Origin of the sequence: Paraburkholderia xenovorans LB400 (genome assembly GCF_000013645.1) — a bacterium.
Lineage (GTDB): Bacteria > Pseudomonadota > Gammaproteobacteria > Burkholderiales > Burkholderiaceae > Paraburkholderia > Paraburkholderia xenovorans.
In genome coordinates this window covers 3,160,665-3,177,359 of record NC_007952.1, presented here as the reverse complement: position 1 = coordinate 3,177,359, position 16,695 = coordinate 3,160,665, and the positions used below count along the sequence as shown (strand labels likewise).

Annotated in this window: 17 protein-coding genes; 16 read left to right on the top strand and 1 reads right to left on the bottom strand. The window is 63.3% G+C overall.

Annotated elements, in window-relative coordinates:
• Positions 1–114: 114 nt before the first annotated feature.
• Positions 115–1,089, top strand: a complete 975-nt coding sequence (locus tag BXE_RS35970) for an IclR family transcriptional regulator (protein ID WP_011493041.1) — start codon at positions 115–117, stop codon at positions 1,087–1,089.
• A 106-nt stretch (positions 1,090–1,195) separates the two neighbouring features.
• On the opposite strand, the gene BXE_RS35965 is transcribed toward BXE_RS35970, so the two are convergent.
• Positions 1,196–2,269, bottom strand: coding sequence for a porin (locus tag BXE_RS35965; RefSeq protein WP_011493040.1), 1,074 nt, complete (start codon positions 2,267–2,269; stop codon positions 1,196–1,198).
• A 439-nt stretch (positions 2,270–2,708) separates the two neighbouring features.
• Here BXE_RS35965 and BXE_RS35960 point away from each other — a divergent pair, with 439 nt between their 5' ends.
• The 15 genes from BXE_RS35960 (at position 2,709) to BXE_RS35890 (ending at position 16,682) form a co-directional block, all read left to right on the top strand.
• On the top strand, positions 2,709–3,023 hold the full coding sequence (locus tag BXE_RS35960; protein ID WP_006047381.1) for a non-heme iron oxygenase ferredoxin subunit: 315 nt from the start codon (positions 2,709–2,711) through the stop codon (positions 3,021–3,023).
• A gap of 1 nt (position 3,024) precedes the next feature.
• On the top strand, positions 3,025–3,336 hold the full coding sequence (locus tag BXE_RS35955; RefSeq protein ID WP_011493039.1) for a recombinase-like helix-turn-helix domain-containing protein: 312 nt from the start codon (positions 3,025–3,027) through the stop codon (positions 3,334–3,336).
• A gap of 48 nt (positions 3,337–3,384) precedes the next feature.
• Positions 3,385–4,476 carry an aromatic ring-hydroxylating oxygenase subunit alpha gene (locus BXE_RS35950; RefSeq protein ID WP_011493038.1) on the top strand — a complete coding sequence of 364 codons (1,092 nt, stop codon included), beginning with the start codon at positions 3,385–3,387 and terminating at the stop codon, positions 4,474–4,476.
• Positions 4,469–5,236, top strand: a complete 768-nt coding sequence (locus tag BXE_RS35945; protein WP_011493037.1) for an SDR family oxidoreductase — start codon at positions 4,469–4,471, stop codon at positions 5,234–5,236. Before BXE_RS35950 ends, BXE_RS35945 begins: the two co-directional genes overlap by 8 nt.
• Positions 5,237–5,262: 26 nt before the next feature.
• Positions 5,263–5,790 carry a cupin domain-containing protein gene (locus tag BXE_RS35940; protein WP_011493036.1) on the top strand — a complete coding sequence of 176 codons (528 nt, stop codon included), beginning with the start codon at positions 5,263–5,265 and terminating at the stop codon, positions 5,788–5,790.
• A 45-nt stretch (positions 5,791–5,835) separates the two neighbouring features.
• Positions 5,836–6,726: an alpha/beta fold hydrolase gene (locus BXE_RS35935; RefSeq protein WP_011493035.1), complete on the top strand. Its 891-nt coding sequence runs from the start codon at positions 5,836–5,838 to the stop codon at positions 6,724–6,726.
• Positions 6,727–7,611, top strand: a complete 885-nt coding sequence (locus BXE_RS35930) for an IclR family transcriptional regulator (RefSeq protein WP_011493034.1) — start codon at positions 6,727–6,729, stop codon at positions 7,609–7,611.
• Positions 7,611–8,420 carry an SDR family oxidoreductase gene (locus BXE_RS35925; RefSeq protein ID WP_011493033.1) on the top strand — a complete coding sequence of 270 codons (810 nt, stop codon included), beginning with the start codon at positions 7,611–7,613 and terminating at the stop codon, positions 8,418–8,420. The genes BXE_RS35930 and BXE_RS35925 overlap by 1 nt, the downstream gene beginning before the upstream one ends.
• Positions 8,413–10,071 (top strand): thiamine pyrophosphate-binding protein, encoded by a 1,659-nt coding sequence (locus BXE_RS35920; RefSeq protein ID WP_011493032.1) that lies wholly within the window; start codon positions 8,413–8,415, stop codon positions 10,069–10,071. The genes BXE_RS35925 and BXE_RS35920 overlap by 8 nt, the downstream gene beginning before the upstream one ends.
• Positions 10,064–10,894 (top strand): aspartate dehydrogenase, encoded by an 831-nt coding sequence (locus BXE_RS35915; RefSeq protein ID WP_011493031.1) that lies wholly within the window; start codon positions 10,064–10,066, stop codon positions 10,892–10,894. Before BXE_RS35920 ends, BXE_RS35915 begins: the two co-directional genes overlap by 8 nt.
• Before the next feature lie 40 nt (positions 10,895–10,934).
• On the top strand, positions 10,935–12,425 hold the full coding sequence (locus BXE_RS35910) for an aldehyde dehydrogenase (protein ID WP_040125124.1): 1,491 nt from the start codon (positions 10,935–10,937) through the stop codon (positions 12,423–12,425).
• 26 nt (positions 12,426–12,451) lie between these two features.
• Positions 12,452–13,417, top strand: a complete 966-nt coding sequence (locus BXE_RS35905) for a VOC family protein (RefSeq protein WP_011493029.1) — start codon at positions 12,452–12,454, stop codon at positions 13,415–13,417.
• Positions 13,410–14,675: an NAD(P)/FAD-dependent oxidoreductase gene (locus tag BXE_RS35900; protein ID WP_011493028.1), complete on the top strand. Its 1,266-nt coding sequence runs from the start codon at positions 13,410–13,412 to the stop codon at positions 14,673–14,675. Before BXE_RS35905 ends, BXE_RS35900 begins: the two co-directional genes overlap by 8 nt.
• Before the next feature lie 28 nt (positions 14,676–14,703).
• Positions 14,704–16,107 carry an MFS transporter gene (locus BXE_RS35895; protein WP_040124288.1) on the top strand — a complete coding sequence of 468 codons (1,404 nt, stop codon included), beginning with the start codon at positions 14,704–14,706 and terminating at the stop codon, positions 16,105–16,107.
• 224 nt (positions 16,108–16,331) lie between these two features.
• Positions 16,332–16,682, top strand: coding sequence for an RHS repeat domain-containing protein (locus BXE_RS35890; protein WP_011493026.1), 351 nt, complete (start codon positions 16,332–16,334; stop codon positions 16,680–16,682).
• Positions 16,683–16,695: the final 13 nt, after the last annotated feature.

Genomic DNA, 16,695 nt, shown 5'->3' with positions numbered 1-16,695 from the left:
ATCGGACGGCTCACGGCGGCGTGGCGGAAGAAATAACGACGGGAGTGAAGGCGCCCGGCGGCACACGCTATCATGCTGATCTGACCTTGATGAACAGCAGAAACGGCAGCCAAGATGGCAAAAGAAGAGCAGACAGGAGCGGGACGCAAGCAAGCAAAGCCGCGCGGTGCGGCGGCCGCGATTTCGCAGGACGACGTGGCGTCGTCGAGCCGGCTGGACGGTGCCGAGTCCGTGGATTCCACCGACGAAGAAAGCGCCGGTGGATCCACCTATCTCGTGCCGGGCCTCGAACGGGGCCTGCGTATTCTTGCGGAATTCAGCGCGCGTGAGCCGGTGCTCGGCGCGCCCGAATTGTCCAGGCGTATCGGCATTCCGCGCACCACTACGTTCCGTTTATTGCAGACGCTCGAAGCGCTCGGCTTTCTGGAGCGCGTCAACGGCGACCGTTATTTTCGCCTGAGCGTCGCGGTGTTGAGGCTCGGCTTCGAATATCTGAGTTCGCTCGAACTGACCGATGTCGGTACGCCGATTCTCGAACGCCTGCGCGATGCCACGGGCTTGAGCACGCATCTGCTGATCCGCGATCAGCGCGACGTGGTGTTCGTCGCCAAGGCGCAAACCCATGCGCCGATGTTCAGTTCGGTGAAGGTCCATGTCGGCACGCGTTTGCCGGCGCATGCGACGGTGCACGGTCAGGTGTTGATGGGCGATCTGAGTTTCGAGGAATTGCGCCAGTTGTATCCCGAGCCGCAGCTCGAACGTTTCACCGAACGCACGCCGGCCACCGTGGAAGAACTGTATGGGAGAGTGCGCGAAAGCGCGGCGCTCGGCTATGCGCTGAGCGAAGCGTCGTTCGAGCGGGGTATTTCAGTCGTGAGCGCGCCGGTGCGAGACCAGAGTGGCAAGATCGCGGCCGCCCTGACGGTCACGATCCCACGTTCGGATATCGGCGAGGCCGAAGAGCGTGAGCCGCTCATCATTGCGGTTTGCCAGGCGGCGCTCGAACTGTCCGAGCGACTCAGCTATCGGCCGCGTCCGGATGATCCGACCGCGGTTCAGGCCCGCCGCAAGCCGGTAGCGGCGAGCTGATTCCGCTTCCGCTTCCGCCGTTTTCTGCTTCCGCATTCGCTGTGGCGCCAGTCCGGCTCCGTTCGCAGCAGGACTGGCTGCTTCACATCACAGGTTCGTCAGCACATCAGAACGAGTGGTGGATGCCGGTCAGGATGACCGTCTGGTTCCGGCCGCTCGACACGCCCGCCGTAAAGAACGCTGCATCCGTGTTCGAACCCGCGCGCTCGTACAGCGCGTTCACGTAGAGCTGCGTGGACTTCGACAGCGCGTAGATGTCGCCGATCTCGAACTGCGTCCAGCGATGCCCCGCCAACGTCGTCGTCGCAGCGCCGCCGGCGACGCTATTGAACGGCGTGAACTGATAATTCGCGCCGACGTCGTAGCTCTGATACGTGTCCGAGTGCCCAGCCGACTCCAGCTTCACGCGCGTGTACAGACCGTGCACCAGCAGCTTGCCGAACTGGTATGACGCGCCCGCGCCCATGTTTTCGACCTTGTCCGCGGTGTAGTTGGCCGCCGCCACGCCCTGGAAGTTGTTGATGCCCGTGGTGACGATCGACGGCGTGCGGTCGTGCTCATTCGCGTACGTCGCGCCGGCCTTGAACGGACCGTTCGCGTAGCTAAGCGCAAAGCTCAACGTCTTGCCCGTGGAGAAGTTGGTCGTGTTGCCGAGACCCATCATCGCGCCGACCTGAAAGCCGTTGAAACTCGCCGAGCGGAATTTCACCGAATTGTCGAACGGCACCACGCCGGTGTCGGCGAGTTCGTCGATATTGCCCGGGTGGAACGCGTACCAGCTGGCCGCCAGATAAGCCGTGCTCAGCGGACCCAGCACGTCGAAGCTGAACGGCGTCTGATGACCGAGCGTCAGCGTGCCGATCGTGTCCGAGCTCAAACCGACAAACGCCTGACGGTTGAACAGCACACCGGATTTCGCGAACGCGCCGGTGTTCGTATAGAAGCCGTTTTCCAGCTGGAAGACCGTCTTCAGGCCGCCGCCCAGATCTTCCACGCCTTTCAGGCCCCAGCGGTCAGGCTGCATGTTGCCTTGTTCTTCCATCCACTTCGAATGGCCACCTACATTGCTGACATACGCGACACCGGCATCCAGGCTGCCGTATAGCGTCACACTGCTCTGCGCCCATGCGCCTGTCGTTGCGCAGATTGCCGTCAAGCCGGCTGCAATGATGTGCTTCACCGTTGGTTCTCCTGATCACACGACGGTTAGCTTTCGCCAGATTCGTCGTCCCTGATCCTTGCTTTGGGTTGAATGCAGTTCTGGGTTTATGCGCCAAAACTGCTACGCTTTGTGTTCCACCTATGGGCGTTTGTATCGCCTATGGAAAATTATAGTGAGTCTAGAAGTGGTCAAAATAAATTTTCGGACCCCGTACAAACCCGCATGAGGCTTGTCGGTTTCGTCTGGAAATACGGCGCGACCCAAGCGCTGTAAGGCTTGGCGAGTGTGGGCGCCGCTCTCGCCGGTTCGCGCGGCAGTGTATTTTGGGTACCACACTCAGTGTTTTCCCCTACCCGCCCAGATTTTTATTTTTTCTCGCCGAAGCCGCTCCTATAATTATCCATACACGAACTGATGTTCCTTATATGGAACATAAGGCTTCAGGAGAAGGCGAGAAATGACTGAACAATGGCGCTGCGCCGGCCATGCCGGCGACCTGTCCGATGACGCGCCGCTCGAGTTCAAACTCGACGGCACGGAGATCGGCATCTACAAGGTGGGCGATGCGCTGTACGCGCTGGAAAACGTCTGCCCCCATGCGTACGCGTTGCTGACGCAAGGCTTTATCGACGGCGACACGGTCGAATGCCCGCTGCACGAAGCCGTGTTCCATATCCCGACCGGAAAATGCCTGAAAGAGCCCGGTGGCCGCGACCTGAAGACGTATTCGGTACGTCTCGCCGGTGAAGAAATCCAGATCAAGGTGGAATGACATGCGAGAGCAAACCGTGAACTTCAATCCCTTCCTGAAGCCGTGGCTCGCGCCGCAGCCGAACAACGTCGCCGGCAAGGGCGTGATCGAAAAGCCGGGCGAGAGCGAGAACTTCATCTGGCAAACGCGCAAGGCCGAGCCGACCCAGTACGAAAACGATTTCGGCGACGCGCTCGAAAAAGTGTTCGAAGCGGGCGCAACGGAGTTGCAGGAAGTCGCTGACGGTTTGAACCGCGCCGGCTTCCGCACTCCGGAAGGCAATACGTGGGACGCCGAGCGCCTCGCCGCCGAATTCCGCCTGCTCGCCGAATAAGCGCGCTTTCCCGAACACGTTCATCGCATCCGCATCCGGAGTCTTTTCATGACGTCCCCCAATACAACGCAAGGCGCGGCCGACCCGATTCAGTCCTATCTGAACCAAGGCCTGCGCAATTACTGGTATCCCGTTGCGCCGAGCTGGCAAGTCGGCGACGCGCCGGTCGGCATCACGCGGCTGGGCGACCAGATCGTGCTGTGGCGCGACAAGGAAGGCAAAGTTCGCGCGCTCGAAGACCGCTGCCCGCATCGCGGCGCGCGTCTGTCACTCGGCTGGAATCTCGGCGGCAGCGTCGCATGCTGGTATCACGGCATTGAAGTCGACGGCGGCGGCACGGTCACCAAGGTGCCTGCTGTATCGAACTGCCCGCTGGAAGGCCAGAAGTGCGTGAAGTCGTATCCGGTCGAAGAGCATGCCGGCGCGATTTTCCTGTGGTTCGGCGACGACGCGCATAAAGAACCCGCGCCGCTCGTGCTGCCGGAAGAACTGGTCGGCGAGGAATACGCGAGCTTCCTGTGCATGTCGCACTGGAAGTGCAATTACCAGTACGCGATCGACAACGTGATGGACCCGATGCACGGCGCGTATCTGCACGCGACCTCGCATTCAATGGCTGAAGGCGACAAGCAGGCCGACATGCGCGTGCGCAAGACCGAAACCGGGCTGATGTTCGAAAAGATCGGCCAGCGCGATGTGAATTTCGACTGGGTGGAACTCGGCGAAACCGGTTGCCTGTGGATGCGTCTCGCGATTCCGTACAAGAAGAAGTTCGGGCCGGGCGGCAACTTCGGGATCATCGGCTTCGCCGTTCCCGTCGACGAAGACAACTGCCAGGTCTATTTCTGGCGTACCCGCAAGGTGCAAGGCTGGCAGCGCGACGCATGGCGTTTCATGTATCGCAACCGTCTGGAAGGTCTGCATTGGGCCGTGCTGGAGCAAGACCGCTACGTGCTGGAAAGCATGGCGCCGAATGCGCGCGATCACGAGTTTCTGTATCAGCACGACGTCGGCATGACGCGCGTGCGCCGCATGTTGCGCCAGCGCGCGCAGCAGCACTTCGCCGATCTGGACGCGCATCGCGCTCAAGCGGTCAGCGCCACGCCGGCAGCGGCAGAAGCAGGTCACAGCCATGCATGACGACGCGCCCGCAGCGCTCAACGGACGTCGCGTCCTCGTGACGGGCGGCGCGCGCGGTCTCGGCGCGGCGTTTGTCCGCTCGCTGGTGCAAGCCGGCGCGCGCGTGGTGTTCGGCGACGTGCTGCATGAAGAAGGTGAAGCGCTAGCAGCGGCGCTCGCCGAACCAGGTCATGCGGTCACCTACGTGCCGCTCGATCTCGCCGACCCCGCAAGCATCAGGCAATTCGCGGAGCAGGGCGCGGCGCAACTCGGCGGCATCGATGCACTGATCAACAACGCGGCCATCACCAACTCCGGCGGCAAGTTCGCCGACGAGCTGTCGGTAGAGACGTGGGACGCCGTGATGAACGTCAACGTGCGCGGCACCTGGCTGATGAGCACCGCCGCGCTGCCGTATCTGCGCGACTCGGGCCGCGGCAGCATCGTCAACATTGCGTCGGACACGGCGATGTGGGGTGCGCCGAAGCTGCTCGCTTATGTCGCGAGCAAAGGCGCGGTGATTTCGATGACCCGCTCGCTCGCGCGTGAATTCGGCGCGCACCAGGTGACGGTCAATGCGATCGCGCCGGGACTGACCGAAGTCGAGGCAACCGCGTATGTGCCCGCCGAGCGTCATCAGTATTACCTGCAAGGCCGCGCGCTCACGCGCGCACAAGTGCCCGACGACGTCACCGGGCCGGTGCTGTTCCTGTTGTCCGATGCCGCTCGCTTCGTGACCGGCCAACTGCTGCCGGTCAACGGCGGCTTCGTGATGAATTGATCTTGTCGAATCGAAAGGAGAAAGAGATGGCGGACGCCGATATCGAACGCAAATCGTGGGACCAGCCCGCGGACGCGAGCTTTGCCCAATGGCTGGACAGCCGCGTGGCGCGCCTGGAAACGCGGCGCTATGACTGGGACGCGCTGAAGTTCCAGGCCGACTACGACCCGAAGTATCGCCGCGCGCAAATGCGCTATGTCGGCACGGGCGGCACGGGCGTCGCGAAAGACGTGAACACGGTGCCCGCAGGCGGCTTCACGTTCTCGACGATGGTGATCCCGGCCGGCAACATCGGCCCGAGCCATATTCATATGGATGTCGAAGAAATTTTCTTCGTGCTGCGCGGCAAGATGAAAGTGATCTGCGAGAAAGACGGCGAAACGTGGGAAGCCGTGCTCGGCGAGCGCGACCTGATCTCGGTGCCGCCGGGCGTGTATCGCACGGAAATCAACATTGGTGAAGAAGACGCGTTGATGTGCGTGATGCTCGGTTCGCCGAAGCCGATTACGCCGACCTATCCGCCGGATTCGCCGCTGGCAAGCCTCAAGCGCTAAACCTTCAAACGCTATCGCAGTTTCAGAACACCCACGAAGGAAATCATGTCCGCTGTTCCATCCGTTACCGCAGATGCACACGCCACGCTCGAAGCGCGCGTTGCGCGTTTCCCGACGCAGCAGATCTGGTTGGCGTCGCAACGTGCGGTGAGCTATCGCGAAGTGGATGGCGCCGGTAGCGGTGCGCTGCCGCTCGTGCTGCTGCACGGTATCGGTTCGGGCGCGGCGTCGTGGGTGCAGCAGTTCGAAATGCTCGGCGCGACGCGCCGCGTGCTGGCGTGGGATGCGCCGGGTTATGGCGCCTCCACGCCGGTCGCGGCCGACTCGCCAGCCGCGGCTGACTACGCGAGCGTGCTGAAAGAGTGGCTCGACGCGCTCGGCATTGAACGCTGCGTGCTGCTCGGTCATTCGCTCGGCGCGATTATCGCCGGCGCGTTTGCCGTGACGCATGCGCAGCGCGTGGCCGGCTTGCTGCTGTTGTCGCCGGCTGGCGGTTACGGCGCGGCATCGGCAGAGGTACGCAACACGAAGCGCGATCAGCGGCTCGCGATGCTGAACGAACTCGGCCCGCAAGGTCTCGCCGAACAACGCAGCACGAATATGTTGTCCGCTCACGCAAGCGACGAAGCTCGCGCATGGGTGCGCTGGAACATGGCGCGCGTGATCCCGCACGGTTACGCGCAGGCCACGCATCTGCTCGCCAACGCCGATCTCGCGAGCGACCTCGCGCGCCACCAGGGCCGCATCAACGTGGCCGTGGGCGCCGACGACACCATTACCACGCCCGAAGCCTGCGAACGCATCGCGCTGGCCGCGCGCACCAAGTTGCAGGTCGTGCCTCGGGCGGGGCACGCCGGCTATATCGAAGCACCCGCCGCGTACACCGCGATCATCGACACGTTCTGTCGCGCGAGCGACGGACAACGGAGCCAATGAATGACGCCCGACACCATTAACGCCGAGCGCGACGCGGACGAAGACCGCAACGACACCACGGGCGACACCGCCTATCGGGTGCCGGGTCTCGAACGCGGTCTGAAGATTCTCACCGAGTTCTCGCCACGCGAGCCGGTTCTCGGCGCGCCGGAATTATCGAAGCGCCTGAAGATTCCTCGCACGACGGTGTTCCGTCTGCTGCAAACCCTCGAATCGCTCGGCTTTCTCGAACGTGCCGACAAGGACCGCAACTATCGCCTCGGCGTTGCCGTGCTGCGGCTCGGTTTCGAATATCTGAGCTCGCTCGAACTGACCGACCTCGGCTTGCCGGTCATCGAAGCGCTGCGTACGGAAACCGGCCTCACCAGCCACATCGTGATCCGCGATGGACGCGACGTCGTGTTCGTCGCCAAGGCGCAAAGCCATACGCCGATTTTCAGCTCGGTGAAGGTGAACGTGGGCACGCGTCTGCCGGCTCATGCCACGACGCACGGGCAGGTGCTGATGGGCGACCTGACACTTGATGACTTGAAGAAGCTCTATCCCGAGCCGGAACTCGAACGCTTCACGAAGCAGACGCCCATCACCGTGGACGACCTGTACGAACGGATTCGCGACGACGCGCGGCGCGGTTTCGCGATCAGCGAGTCGTCGTTCGAACGCGGCATTTCCGTGGTGAGCGCGCCGGTGCGCAACGAAACGGGACGCATCGTCGCCGTCATCACGACGACGATTCCGCGCCACGAGATCGACGCGTCGCTGCTCGACAGCGGCCTGATCGACAAGGTCCGCCGCGCCGCCGACGATCTTTCGCAGCGGCTCAACTATCGGCCGAAGAGTGGGCCGAATGCGGGCAGCAAATACATGAAGGCATTGGGGCTCTGATGATCCAAATCGACTTGACCGGGCAGGTAGCGGTGGTGACGGGCGGCTCGTCCGGCATCGGCCTCGCCACTGCCGAACTGTTTCTGCGAGCCGGCGCCTCGGTCGCGATCTGCGGCCGCGATACCGAACGTCTCGCGCAAGCGGAAGCCGCGCTGAAGGCGCAGTTCCCGCAGGCGCAATTGCTTGCGCGCCGCTGCAACGTGCTCGACGCCGACGACGTAAAAGCTTTCGCGGAAGCCGTGCAGAGCCGCTTCGGCCGCACTGGCATGCTGATCAACAACGCGGGCCAGGGCCGTGTGTCGACTTTCGCCGACACCACCGACGAAGCCTGGCGCGAAGAACTCGACCTGAAGTACTTCAGCGTGATTCGCCCGACCCGCGCGTTCCTGCCGATGCTGCGCGATGCCTCCGCATCGAACAGCAACGCCGCGATTGTCTGCGTGAACTCGCTGCTCGCACTGCAACCCGAGCCGCACATGGTGGCGACTTCGTCGGCGCGTGCCGGCGTGCAGAACCTGCTCAAGTCGCTCGCGGTGGAACTCGCGCCGCAGCGCATCCGCGTCAATTCGATTCTGATCGGCATCGTCGAATCGGGTCAATGGCGTCGCCGTTATGCGAAAGAAGCGCAGCCGGGCCAAAGCTGGGAAGACTGGACGGCAGAACTGGCGCGCAAGAAAAACATTCCGCTAGGCCGCTTCGGTCGCCCCGAAGAAGCCGCTCAAGCGCTCTTTTATCTGGCTACGACGCTGTCGTCCTATACGACGGGCAGTCATATCGATGTTTCTGGAGGCGTTGCACGACATGTCTAATAAAACCACCGTTGGCGAACTGATCGCCGCCTTTCTCGAACAATGCGGCGTTCAAACCGCATTCGGCGTGATCTCGATCCACAACATGCCGATCCTCGACGCGATCCACAACCGCGGCAAGATCCGCTATGTCGGCGCGCGCGGCGAAGCCGGCGCGGTGAACATGGCCGATGGCCTCGCACGTGTTTCCGGCGGCCTCGGCGTCGCGTTCACCAGCACGGGCACTGCGGCGGGCAATGCGGCGGGCGCGATGGTCGAAGCATTGACCGCGGGCACGGCGCTGCTGCATATCACCGGCCAGATCGAAACCGAATTCCTCGATCAGGACCTCGCATATATCCACGAAGCACCGGACCAACTGTCGATGCTGTCGTCGATCTCGAAGGCCGCGTTCCGCGTGCGTTCGGTCGAAACCGCGCTGCCGACGATCCGCGAAGCCGTGCGCGTCGCGCAGACCGCACCGAGCGGCCCGGTGAGCGTCGAGATTCCCATCGACATTCAGGCCGCTGAAGTGGAATGGCCCGCCGATCTGGCCGCGCCGCACATCACCACGCTCACGCATTGCGCGCAACGTGTCGCGCAACTCGCCGATTCGCTGGCCACGGCCAGGCGCCCGCTGTTGTGGCTGGGCGGCGGCACGCGCCATGCGACCAGGGCGGTTGAGCGTCTGGTGGCGCTGGGTTTTGGCGTCGTGACCAGCGTGCAAGGCCGTGGCGTGCTGCCGGAAGATCATCCGGCGACGCTCGGCGCGTTCAACGTGCATGCGGCGGTCGAGAGTTTCTACAAGACGTGTGATGCATTGGTGGTGGTCGGTTCGCGTCTGCGTGGCAATGAAACGCTGAAGTACAAGCTCGCGCTGCCGCAGCCGCTCTATCGCATCGACGCCGACGCGCTCGCCGATAACCGCGGCTATCGCAACGAGATGTTCATTCACGGCGATGCATCGGCTGTGCTGGAAGAACTCGCGACGCTGCTCGAAGGACGCCTCAAGGTCGATCCAGCATTCGCGCAAGACCTCGCCGCCGCGCGCGAAAGCGCTGTCGCCGATGTGGGCAAAGGCCTCGGCCCGTACAAGCGTCTTGTCGACGCGCTGCAAGATGCAGTGGGCCGCGACTACAACTGGGTGCGCGACGTCACGATCTCGAACAGCACGTGGGGCAACCGCATGCTGAAGATTTTCTCGCCGCGCGCGGGCGTTCATGCGCTCGGCGGCGGCATTGGCCAGGGTATGCAAATGGGCATCGGTGCGGCGCTTGCAGGCAGCGCGGCGAAGACCGTGTGCCTCGTCGGCGACGGCGGTTTGATGGTCAACGTCGGCGAACTCGCAACGGCCGTGCAGGAAAACGCCAACGTGATGATCGTGCTGATGAACGACCAGTGCTACGGCGTGATCCGCAACATTCAGGACGCGCAATACGGCGGGCGCCGCTGCTACGTCGATCTGCACCAGCCGGATTTCGCACAGTTCTGCGAGAGCCTGAAACTCACGCACTACCGCATCAAATCGCTCGACCAGGCCGACGCGATCATTCGCGAAGGCATGGCGAAGACCGGGCCCGTGCTGGTCGAAGTGGACATGCTGTCGGTCGGCTCGTTCGCCACCGCGTTTGCGGGCCCGCCGGTCAAGGAACAGGAGCCGGAACATGCGTGATGCGGGTTACGCGGGGCATCACGCACCCGTCGACGTCGCGATGATCGGCTTCGGCGCGATCGGCCAGGCGGTGTACCGCTCGGTCGCCGCCGATCCGACGGTGCGCGTGTCGCACGTGATCGTGCCGGAGCGTCATATGGCGTCGGTGCGTGAAGTAGTGGGCGACTCCGTGGATGTCGTAGCCTCCGTGTCCGCCTTGAGCAGCCAGCCGCACTTCGCGCTGGAATGCGCGGGCCATAGCGCGCTGGTCGATCACGTGGTGCCGTTGCTGAAGGCCGGCACGGACTGCGCGGTTGCTTCGATCGGCGCGCTTTCCGACATGATGCTGCTCGACGCACTGTCCGCCGCCGCCGATGAAGGCGACGCCACGCTCACGCTGCTCTCCGGCGCGATTGGCGGCGTGGATGCGCTGGCAGCGGCCAAGCTCGGCGGTCTCGACGAAGTGCTGTACACCGGCCGCAAGCCGCCCACGGGTTGGCTCGGCACGCCGGCGGAACAGGTCTGCGACCTGAATACGCTGAACGAAGAGAAGGTGATCTTCGAAGGCAGCGCGCGCGAAGCGGCCCGCCTCTACCCGAAGAACGCCAACGTGGCCGCGACGATCGCGCTGGCCGGCCTCGGTCTGGACCACACCACGGTCCGGCTGATCGCCGATCCGAACGTGACGCGCAACGTGCACCGCGTCGTGGCGCGCGGCGCGTTCGGCGAGATGTCTCTGGAAATGTGCGGCAAACCGCTGCCGGACAACCCCAAGACGTCCGCGCTGACCGCCTACAGCGCGATGCGTGCGCTGCGCAATCGCGCGGCGCGCTGTGTGATCTAAGCCATCAGTTGAATAGCTGAAGCAAACCGGAATGACCGACATGACTCACTTCGATACCAGCCTCGTGCCCACCGGCGATATTTTCATCGGCGGCGAATGGCGGCAAGGGCGTGGCAACCCGTACACAAGCCTGTATCCGGCGGATCAGTCGGTCAACATGGAAATCTCGACGGCCAATGCCGACGACGCCCGCGACGCCGTGGAAGCCGCCGATATCGCGTGGCGGCGCGCGGACTGGTCGGGACTGAAGCCGCATCAACGCGCGCTGATTCTGTACCGCATCGCCGATCTGATCATGGCGCGCCATGAAGCGCTCGCGCAATTGCAGCGCCGCGACAACGGCAAGCCGATCGGCGAAACACGCGTGCTCGTGGCGAGCGCCGCGAATACCTTCCGTTATTTCGCGGCCTGCCTCGAAACGCTCGACGAAGAAGTCACGCCCTCGCGCGGCGACTATCTGACCATGAGCATCTATGAGCCGATCGGCGTGATCGCCGCGATTACGCCGTGGAACTCGCCGATTGCTTCGGACGCGCAGAAGCTCGCGCCGGCACTCGCGGGCGGTAACGCCGTGGTGCTGAAGCCGGCTGAAGTGACGCCGTTGGTCTCGCTGGCATTGGCGCGCATCTGCGAAGAGGCGGGTGTGCCGAAGGGCGTTCTAAGCGTGTTGCCGGGGAAAGGCTCGGTGATCGGTGACGTGCTGGTGCGTCATCCTCTCGTGAAGAAGGTGTCGTTCACGGGTGGCACCGAAGTGGGCCGCGGCATTGCGCGCATCGCGGCGGACAAGCTGATGCCGGTGTCTCTGGAACTCGGCGGCAAGTCGCCGACCATCGTCTTCGACGATGCCGATCTCGATCACGCGGTCAACGGCGTGCTGTACGGCATTTTCAGTTCGTCGGGCGAAGCGTGCATTGCGGGTTCACGCCTGTTCGTGCAGCGCTCCATTTACGACACGTTCATGAAGCGTCTCGCGGACGGCGCGCGCAAGCTGCGCGTGGGCGACCCGTCGCGTTCCGAAACACAGATGGGTCCGCTGATCACGGCGGCGCATCGCGAAACTGTCGAGCGCTATGTCGCGCTCGGCCTGGAAGAAGGCGGCCGTCTGCTGTGCGGCGGCGAGCGCCCGGTCGGCGACGGCCGCGAAGCGGGCACGTATTTTCAGCCGACCATTCTCGAAGGCCTGACCAACAACGCCCGCATCTGCCAGGAAGAAATCTTCGGCCCGGTGCTGGTGGCCATGCCCTTCGACGATGAAGCCTCGTTGCTGAAAGAAGCGAACAACAGCGTGTTCGGCCTCGCCGCCGGCATCTGGACGCGCGACTACAAGCGCGCCTACCGGATTGCCCGAGCGCTCGAAGCCGGCACCATCTGGATCAACACCTACAAGCTGTTCTCGATCTCGACGCCGTTCAGCGGCTGGAAAGAGAGCGGCATGGGACGCGAGAAGGGCCGGCTCGGCATCCGCGAATACATGCAACAGAAGAGCCTCTACTGGGGCTTGAACGACGCGCCGCTGGCGTGGGCGAACTAATACGCTGGATACGCAAGAGGCACGTTATGACGATTCTCGGCATTGAACAGATTATTTACGGCGTGACGGACCTCGCCGCCTGCCGCCGCTTTTTTGCGGACTGGGGCCTGAAGGAAGTCGCGCACGACGAAACCCGGGCGCGCTTTGAAACGCTGAACGGCTGCACGGTTCTCGTCGTGAATGCGGACGATCCGTCGCTGCCGCCCGCGTTCGAAGAAGGCCCGACGCTGCGCGAAGTGACCTGGGGCGTGGCAACGAAAGCCGAACTCGACGCACTGCGCGGCCGCTTTGCCGGCCAGCCCGGCCATTTCGAAACCGAAGACGCCGTCGGCTGCATCGACCCGAACGGCATGGCGGTTCGCGTTGAAGTGACCCGCAAGCGCGCGCTCGACATTCACGGTTCGCCGTCGAATGTGTGGGGCCAGACGTTGCGCGTCGATCAGCCGTCGCCGATTTACGAGCACGCCGAACCGGTCGAAGTGGGTCACGTAGTGTTCTTCACGAACCGTCTCGCCGAACAGGAAAAGTTCTATCACGAACTGCTGGGCTTCGAAATGTCGGACCGTTATCCGGGCCGTGGCGCGTTCATGCGCTGCGCGCCGCACGGAGGCCATCACGACATTTTCCTGCTGGCTTTGCCCAACGGTAAACGCGGCCTGAACCACGTGGCGTTCACCGTGCGCGATATCCACGAAGTGTTCGGCGGCGGCATGCATATCAGCCGCTGCGGCTGGGACACGCAACTCGGGCCGGGGCGTCATCCGGTGTCGTCGGCTTACTTCTGGTACTTCCAGAATCCGGCGGGTGGCCTGATCGAGTACTACGCGGACGAAGACCAGCTCACGCCCGAATGGCAGCCGCGCGATTTCGAACCGGGTCCGACCGTGTTCGCCGAATGGGCGATCGACGGCGGCATCGACGGCAACACGCGGCGCCAGAAAAACGCGAAGGCGCCCGAGGGCAAGTTCATGACGGAGCGGAAAAATGACTGACGCTGCTGCTGCAAAGGCGCAAGCCGCCCACGCCGGACTCGAGGCGCCGCGCACCATCGTCGTGATCGGCGGCGGTCAGGCAGCGGGCTGGGTCGTGAAGACTTTGCGCAAGGAAGGCTTCGACGGCCGCCTCGTGATGATCGCCGACGAAGTCCATCTTCCTTACGAACGGCCGCCGCTATCGAAAGCGGTGCTGGCGGGAGAAGCGGATATCGAGACCGTGCGGCTCGTAAAGCCGGATGACTTCGAAGCGCTGAACGTCGAAGCATGGCAACCGGATTGCGCGACTTCGATCGATCGCGAACAGCGCATCGTGCGTACACAGTCGGGACGTGAAGTGCAGTACGACCGGTTGGTGATCGCGACGGGCGGTGCTGCACGCAAGTTGCCGGCGTCGCTCGTGAAGACCTCGCACGTCGCCTACCTGCGCACGCTCGACGAAGCCGTTGCTTTGGGTGAGCGACTGCGCGCCAGCAAGCGCGTACTGGTGGTAGGTGGCGGCTGGATCGGCCTCGAAGTCGCGGCGACCGCGCGCAAGCTCGGCGTCGAAGCGACGGTAGTGGAAGGCGCGCCGCGTCTGTGCGCACGCTCGTTGCCGCCGATGGTGTCCGGCTTCCTGCTCGACCTGCACCGCGCGAATGGCGTGGACGTGCGGCTGAACGCCACGCTCGTGTCGCTCGAAGATCATCCGAACGACGCCAACCGCATTCGCGCCACATTCGCGGACGGCTCGACGCTCGACGCCGATTTCGCGGTGGCCGGTATCGGTCTCACGCCGCATACGGCGTTGGCGCAAGCCGCCGGCGTGAAGGTGGAAGACGGCATCGTGGTCGATCACTTCGGCGCCACCGACGACCCGCGTATTTTCGCGTGCGGCGACGTCGCCAATCATCCGAGCGCGTGGCTCAAGCGCCGCGTGCGGCTCGAATCGTGGGCCAACGCGCAGAACCAGGCGATTGCCGCCGCCAAGGCATTGCTCGGCATCTTCGAACCGTACGCGGATATCCCGTGGTTCTGGTCCGATCAGTACGACGTGAATCTGCAGATTCTCGGCGACATTCCGGGCGACGCGCAATTGGCTGTGCGCGGCGATTTGCCGGGCAAACGCGCCACGCTGTTTTATCTGGAAGACAGTGCGATTCGCGGCGTGATCGCGATCAATACACCGCGCGAACTGAAACTGTCGCGCAAATGGATGAACCAGGGCCGGACGATCGACCTTGCGACCCTGACCGACGCCTCAACGGCGCTTGCCTAACCACACCTACGACGGACGGCACAACGGCATGAGAACCATCGACAACACTATGGGGGACCGCAGCAGCGCCGGTGTCTCAGGCCCTGTGACCCGGGGCTCGATCATTGCGCGTCTCGAGCGCTTGCCCAGAAACGCGATGCAGGTGCGCGCGCGCATACTGATCGGTCTCGCAACGTTCTTCGACGGCTTCGACGTGATCGCGATTGCGGCCACGTTGCCGATCCTGATCGCGAAGTGGCATCTGACGCCGTGGGAAATCGGCTTTCTGATCGGCTCCGGTTCGGTCGGACAACTGATCGGCGCGTTCGTCTTTCCGTGGTACGCGGAGCGCGGCGGGCGCGTGAAGGCGATCGCGTTGAGTTCGGGGATTATCGGCATCACCAGCATTGCGTGCGGTTTTGCGCCGACGTTCGCAGCATTCGTTGTATTACGCGTGATTCAGGGGCTCGGGCTCGGCGGTGAATTGCCGGTGGCCGCGACTTACATCAACGAGATCAGCCGGGCGCATGGCCGTGGACGTTTCGTGCTGCTGTATGAAATCGTCTTTCCGGTCGGCCTGCTCGCTTCGAACGCATTGGGTGCGTGGATCGTGCCGCGTTTCGGTTGGCAAGCCATGTACTTTATCGGCGGCATGCCGTTGATCCTGTTCTTCGTGCTGCGCAAACTGGTGCCCGAATCGCCGCGCTGGCTCGCCGAACGTGAACGGATGGCCGATGCGGACACGGCGGTGCATGCGTTCGAACGTGCGGTCAAAGGTCCGCTTCCGCCGGTGACGCATTCGGCCGAATTCGAGGCGATGGCCAATCGTCACCCGAAGCGCCGCATGAGCGACCTGTTCGGTCCCGCGTACCTGAAGCGCACGCTTGCCGTGGCGATGCTGTGGATCACCTGCGGCTTCATTCAATACGGCCTCTCGACGTGGCTGCCGACCATCTATCGCACGATCTATCACGCGCCGCTGCAACTCGCGCTGAATCTGGCGGTGGCGGCTTCGGTGCTCGGCGTGGTGGGTTCGCTGACCTGTGCGTTGCTGGTCGACAAGGTGGGGCGTAAGCCGATCATCAACCTGTCGTTCGTGGCATGTGCGCTGTCGTTGCTGCTGGCGGGCGTTTTCCACGATTCGTCGGTGTATGTGGTGGCGACGTTCTGTGCGTTCTCGCTGGGCTTTCTCGCGTGCGGTTTTATTACGGCCTATGTGTATACGCCGGAGCTGTATCCGACCAGCATCCGTGCGATGGGTTGCGGTGTCGGCGGCGCGTGGTTGAAGGTCGCGGCGATCTTTGCTCCCGCTATCGTGTCCAAGACGATGATCGGCGGGAATTTGCAGGTAGCGTTTTATATTCTTGCGGCTGTGCCGTTCCTCGCGGCGGTGACAGTGCATTTTCTTGGGATTGAAACCAAGGGCAAGGTGCTGGAGCAACTCGAGGCTTGAGGTTTGCCGATTTCGGTTTGAGGCGGTAATGAGTTTGGTGGGCGGTTGATTTTGTGATGCCGCGATAGCAGGGAGACGAGGGGCGCACCGGGTGGTGCGCCCTTTCGTTTTTCGGGGTGGGCAGGTGCGGGAAGTTTCCTAATTCAATTGAAGATCGATCCGCTATAAATCGGATTCAGCTTTCGATATCGTCCAGGTAGTTAGCAAAACTACAGGTTGGTGTAATGGTGATTTCGATGAAAAATTCGTTTCGATGCCGGTGCCTTTTCCACCGCGCGCGGCGGGTTGCGAATGGCGGCGCGGTGGCTGCGATGGCCTGTCTGTTGGCTTCGGCCGTGCCCGCGTACGCTGACGAGATCACTTACGGATACGACGCACTGGGCAGGCTCACGTCTGTCTCCGTGGCGGGCGCAACCGCGTATTACGACTACGACGCGGCGGGCAATATAACGGCGATCCGTCGGCAGGCAATGGTGTCCTCCACATCTTCTGCGCCCGGCGCGACGGCTGCGCAATCTCCTGGCGCTCAAGTCCCTGTTTCCGCGCTCGCCTCTACGGCAACCAGCCTGCGCTAGCCGAGCGCGTCAC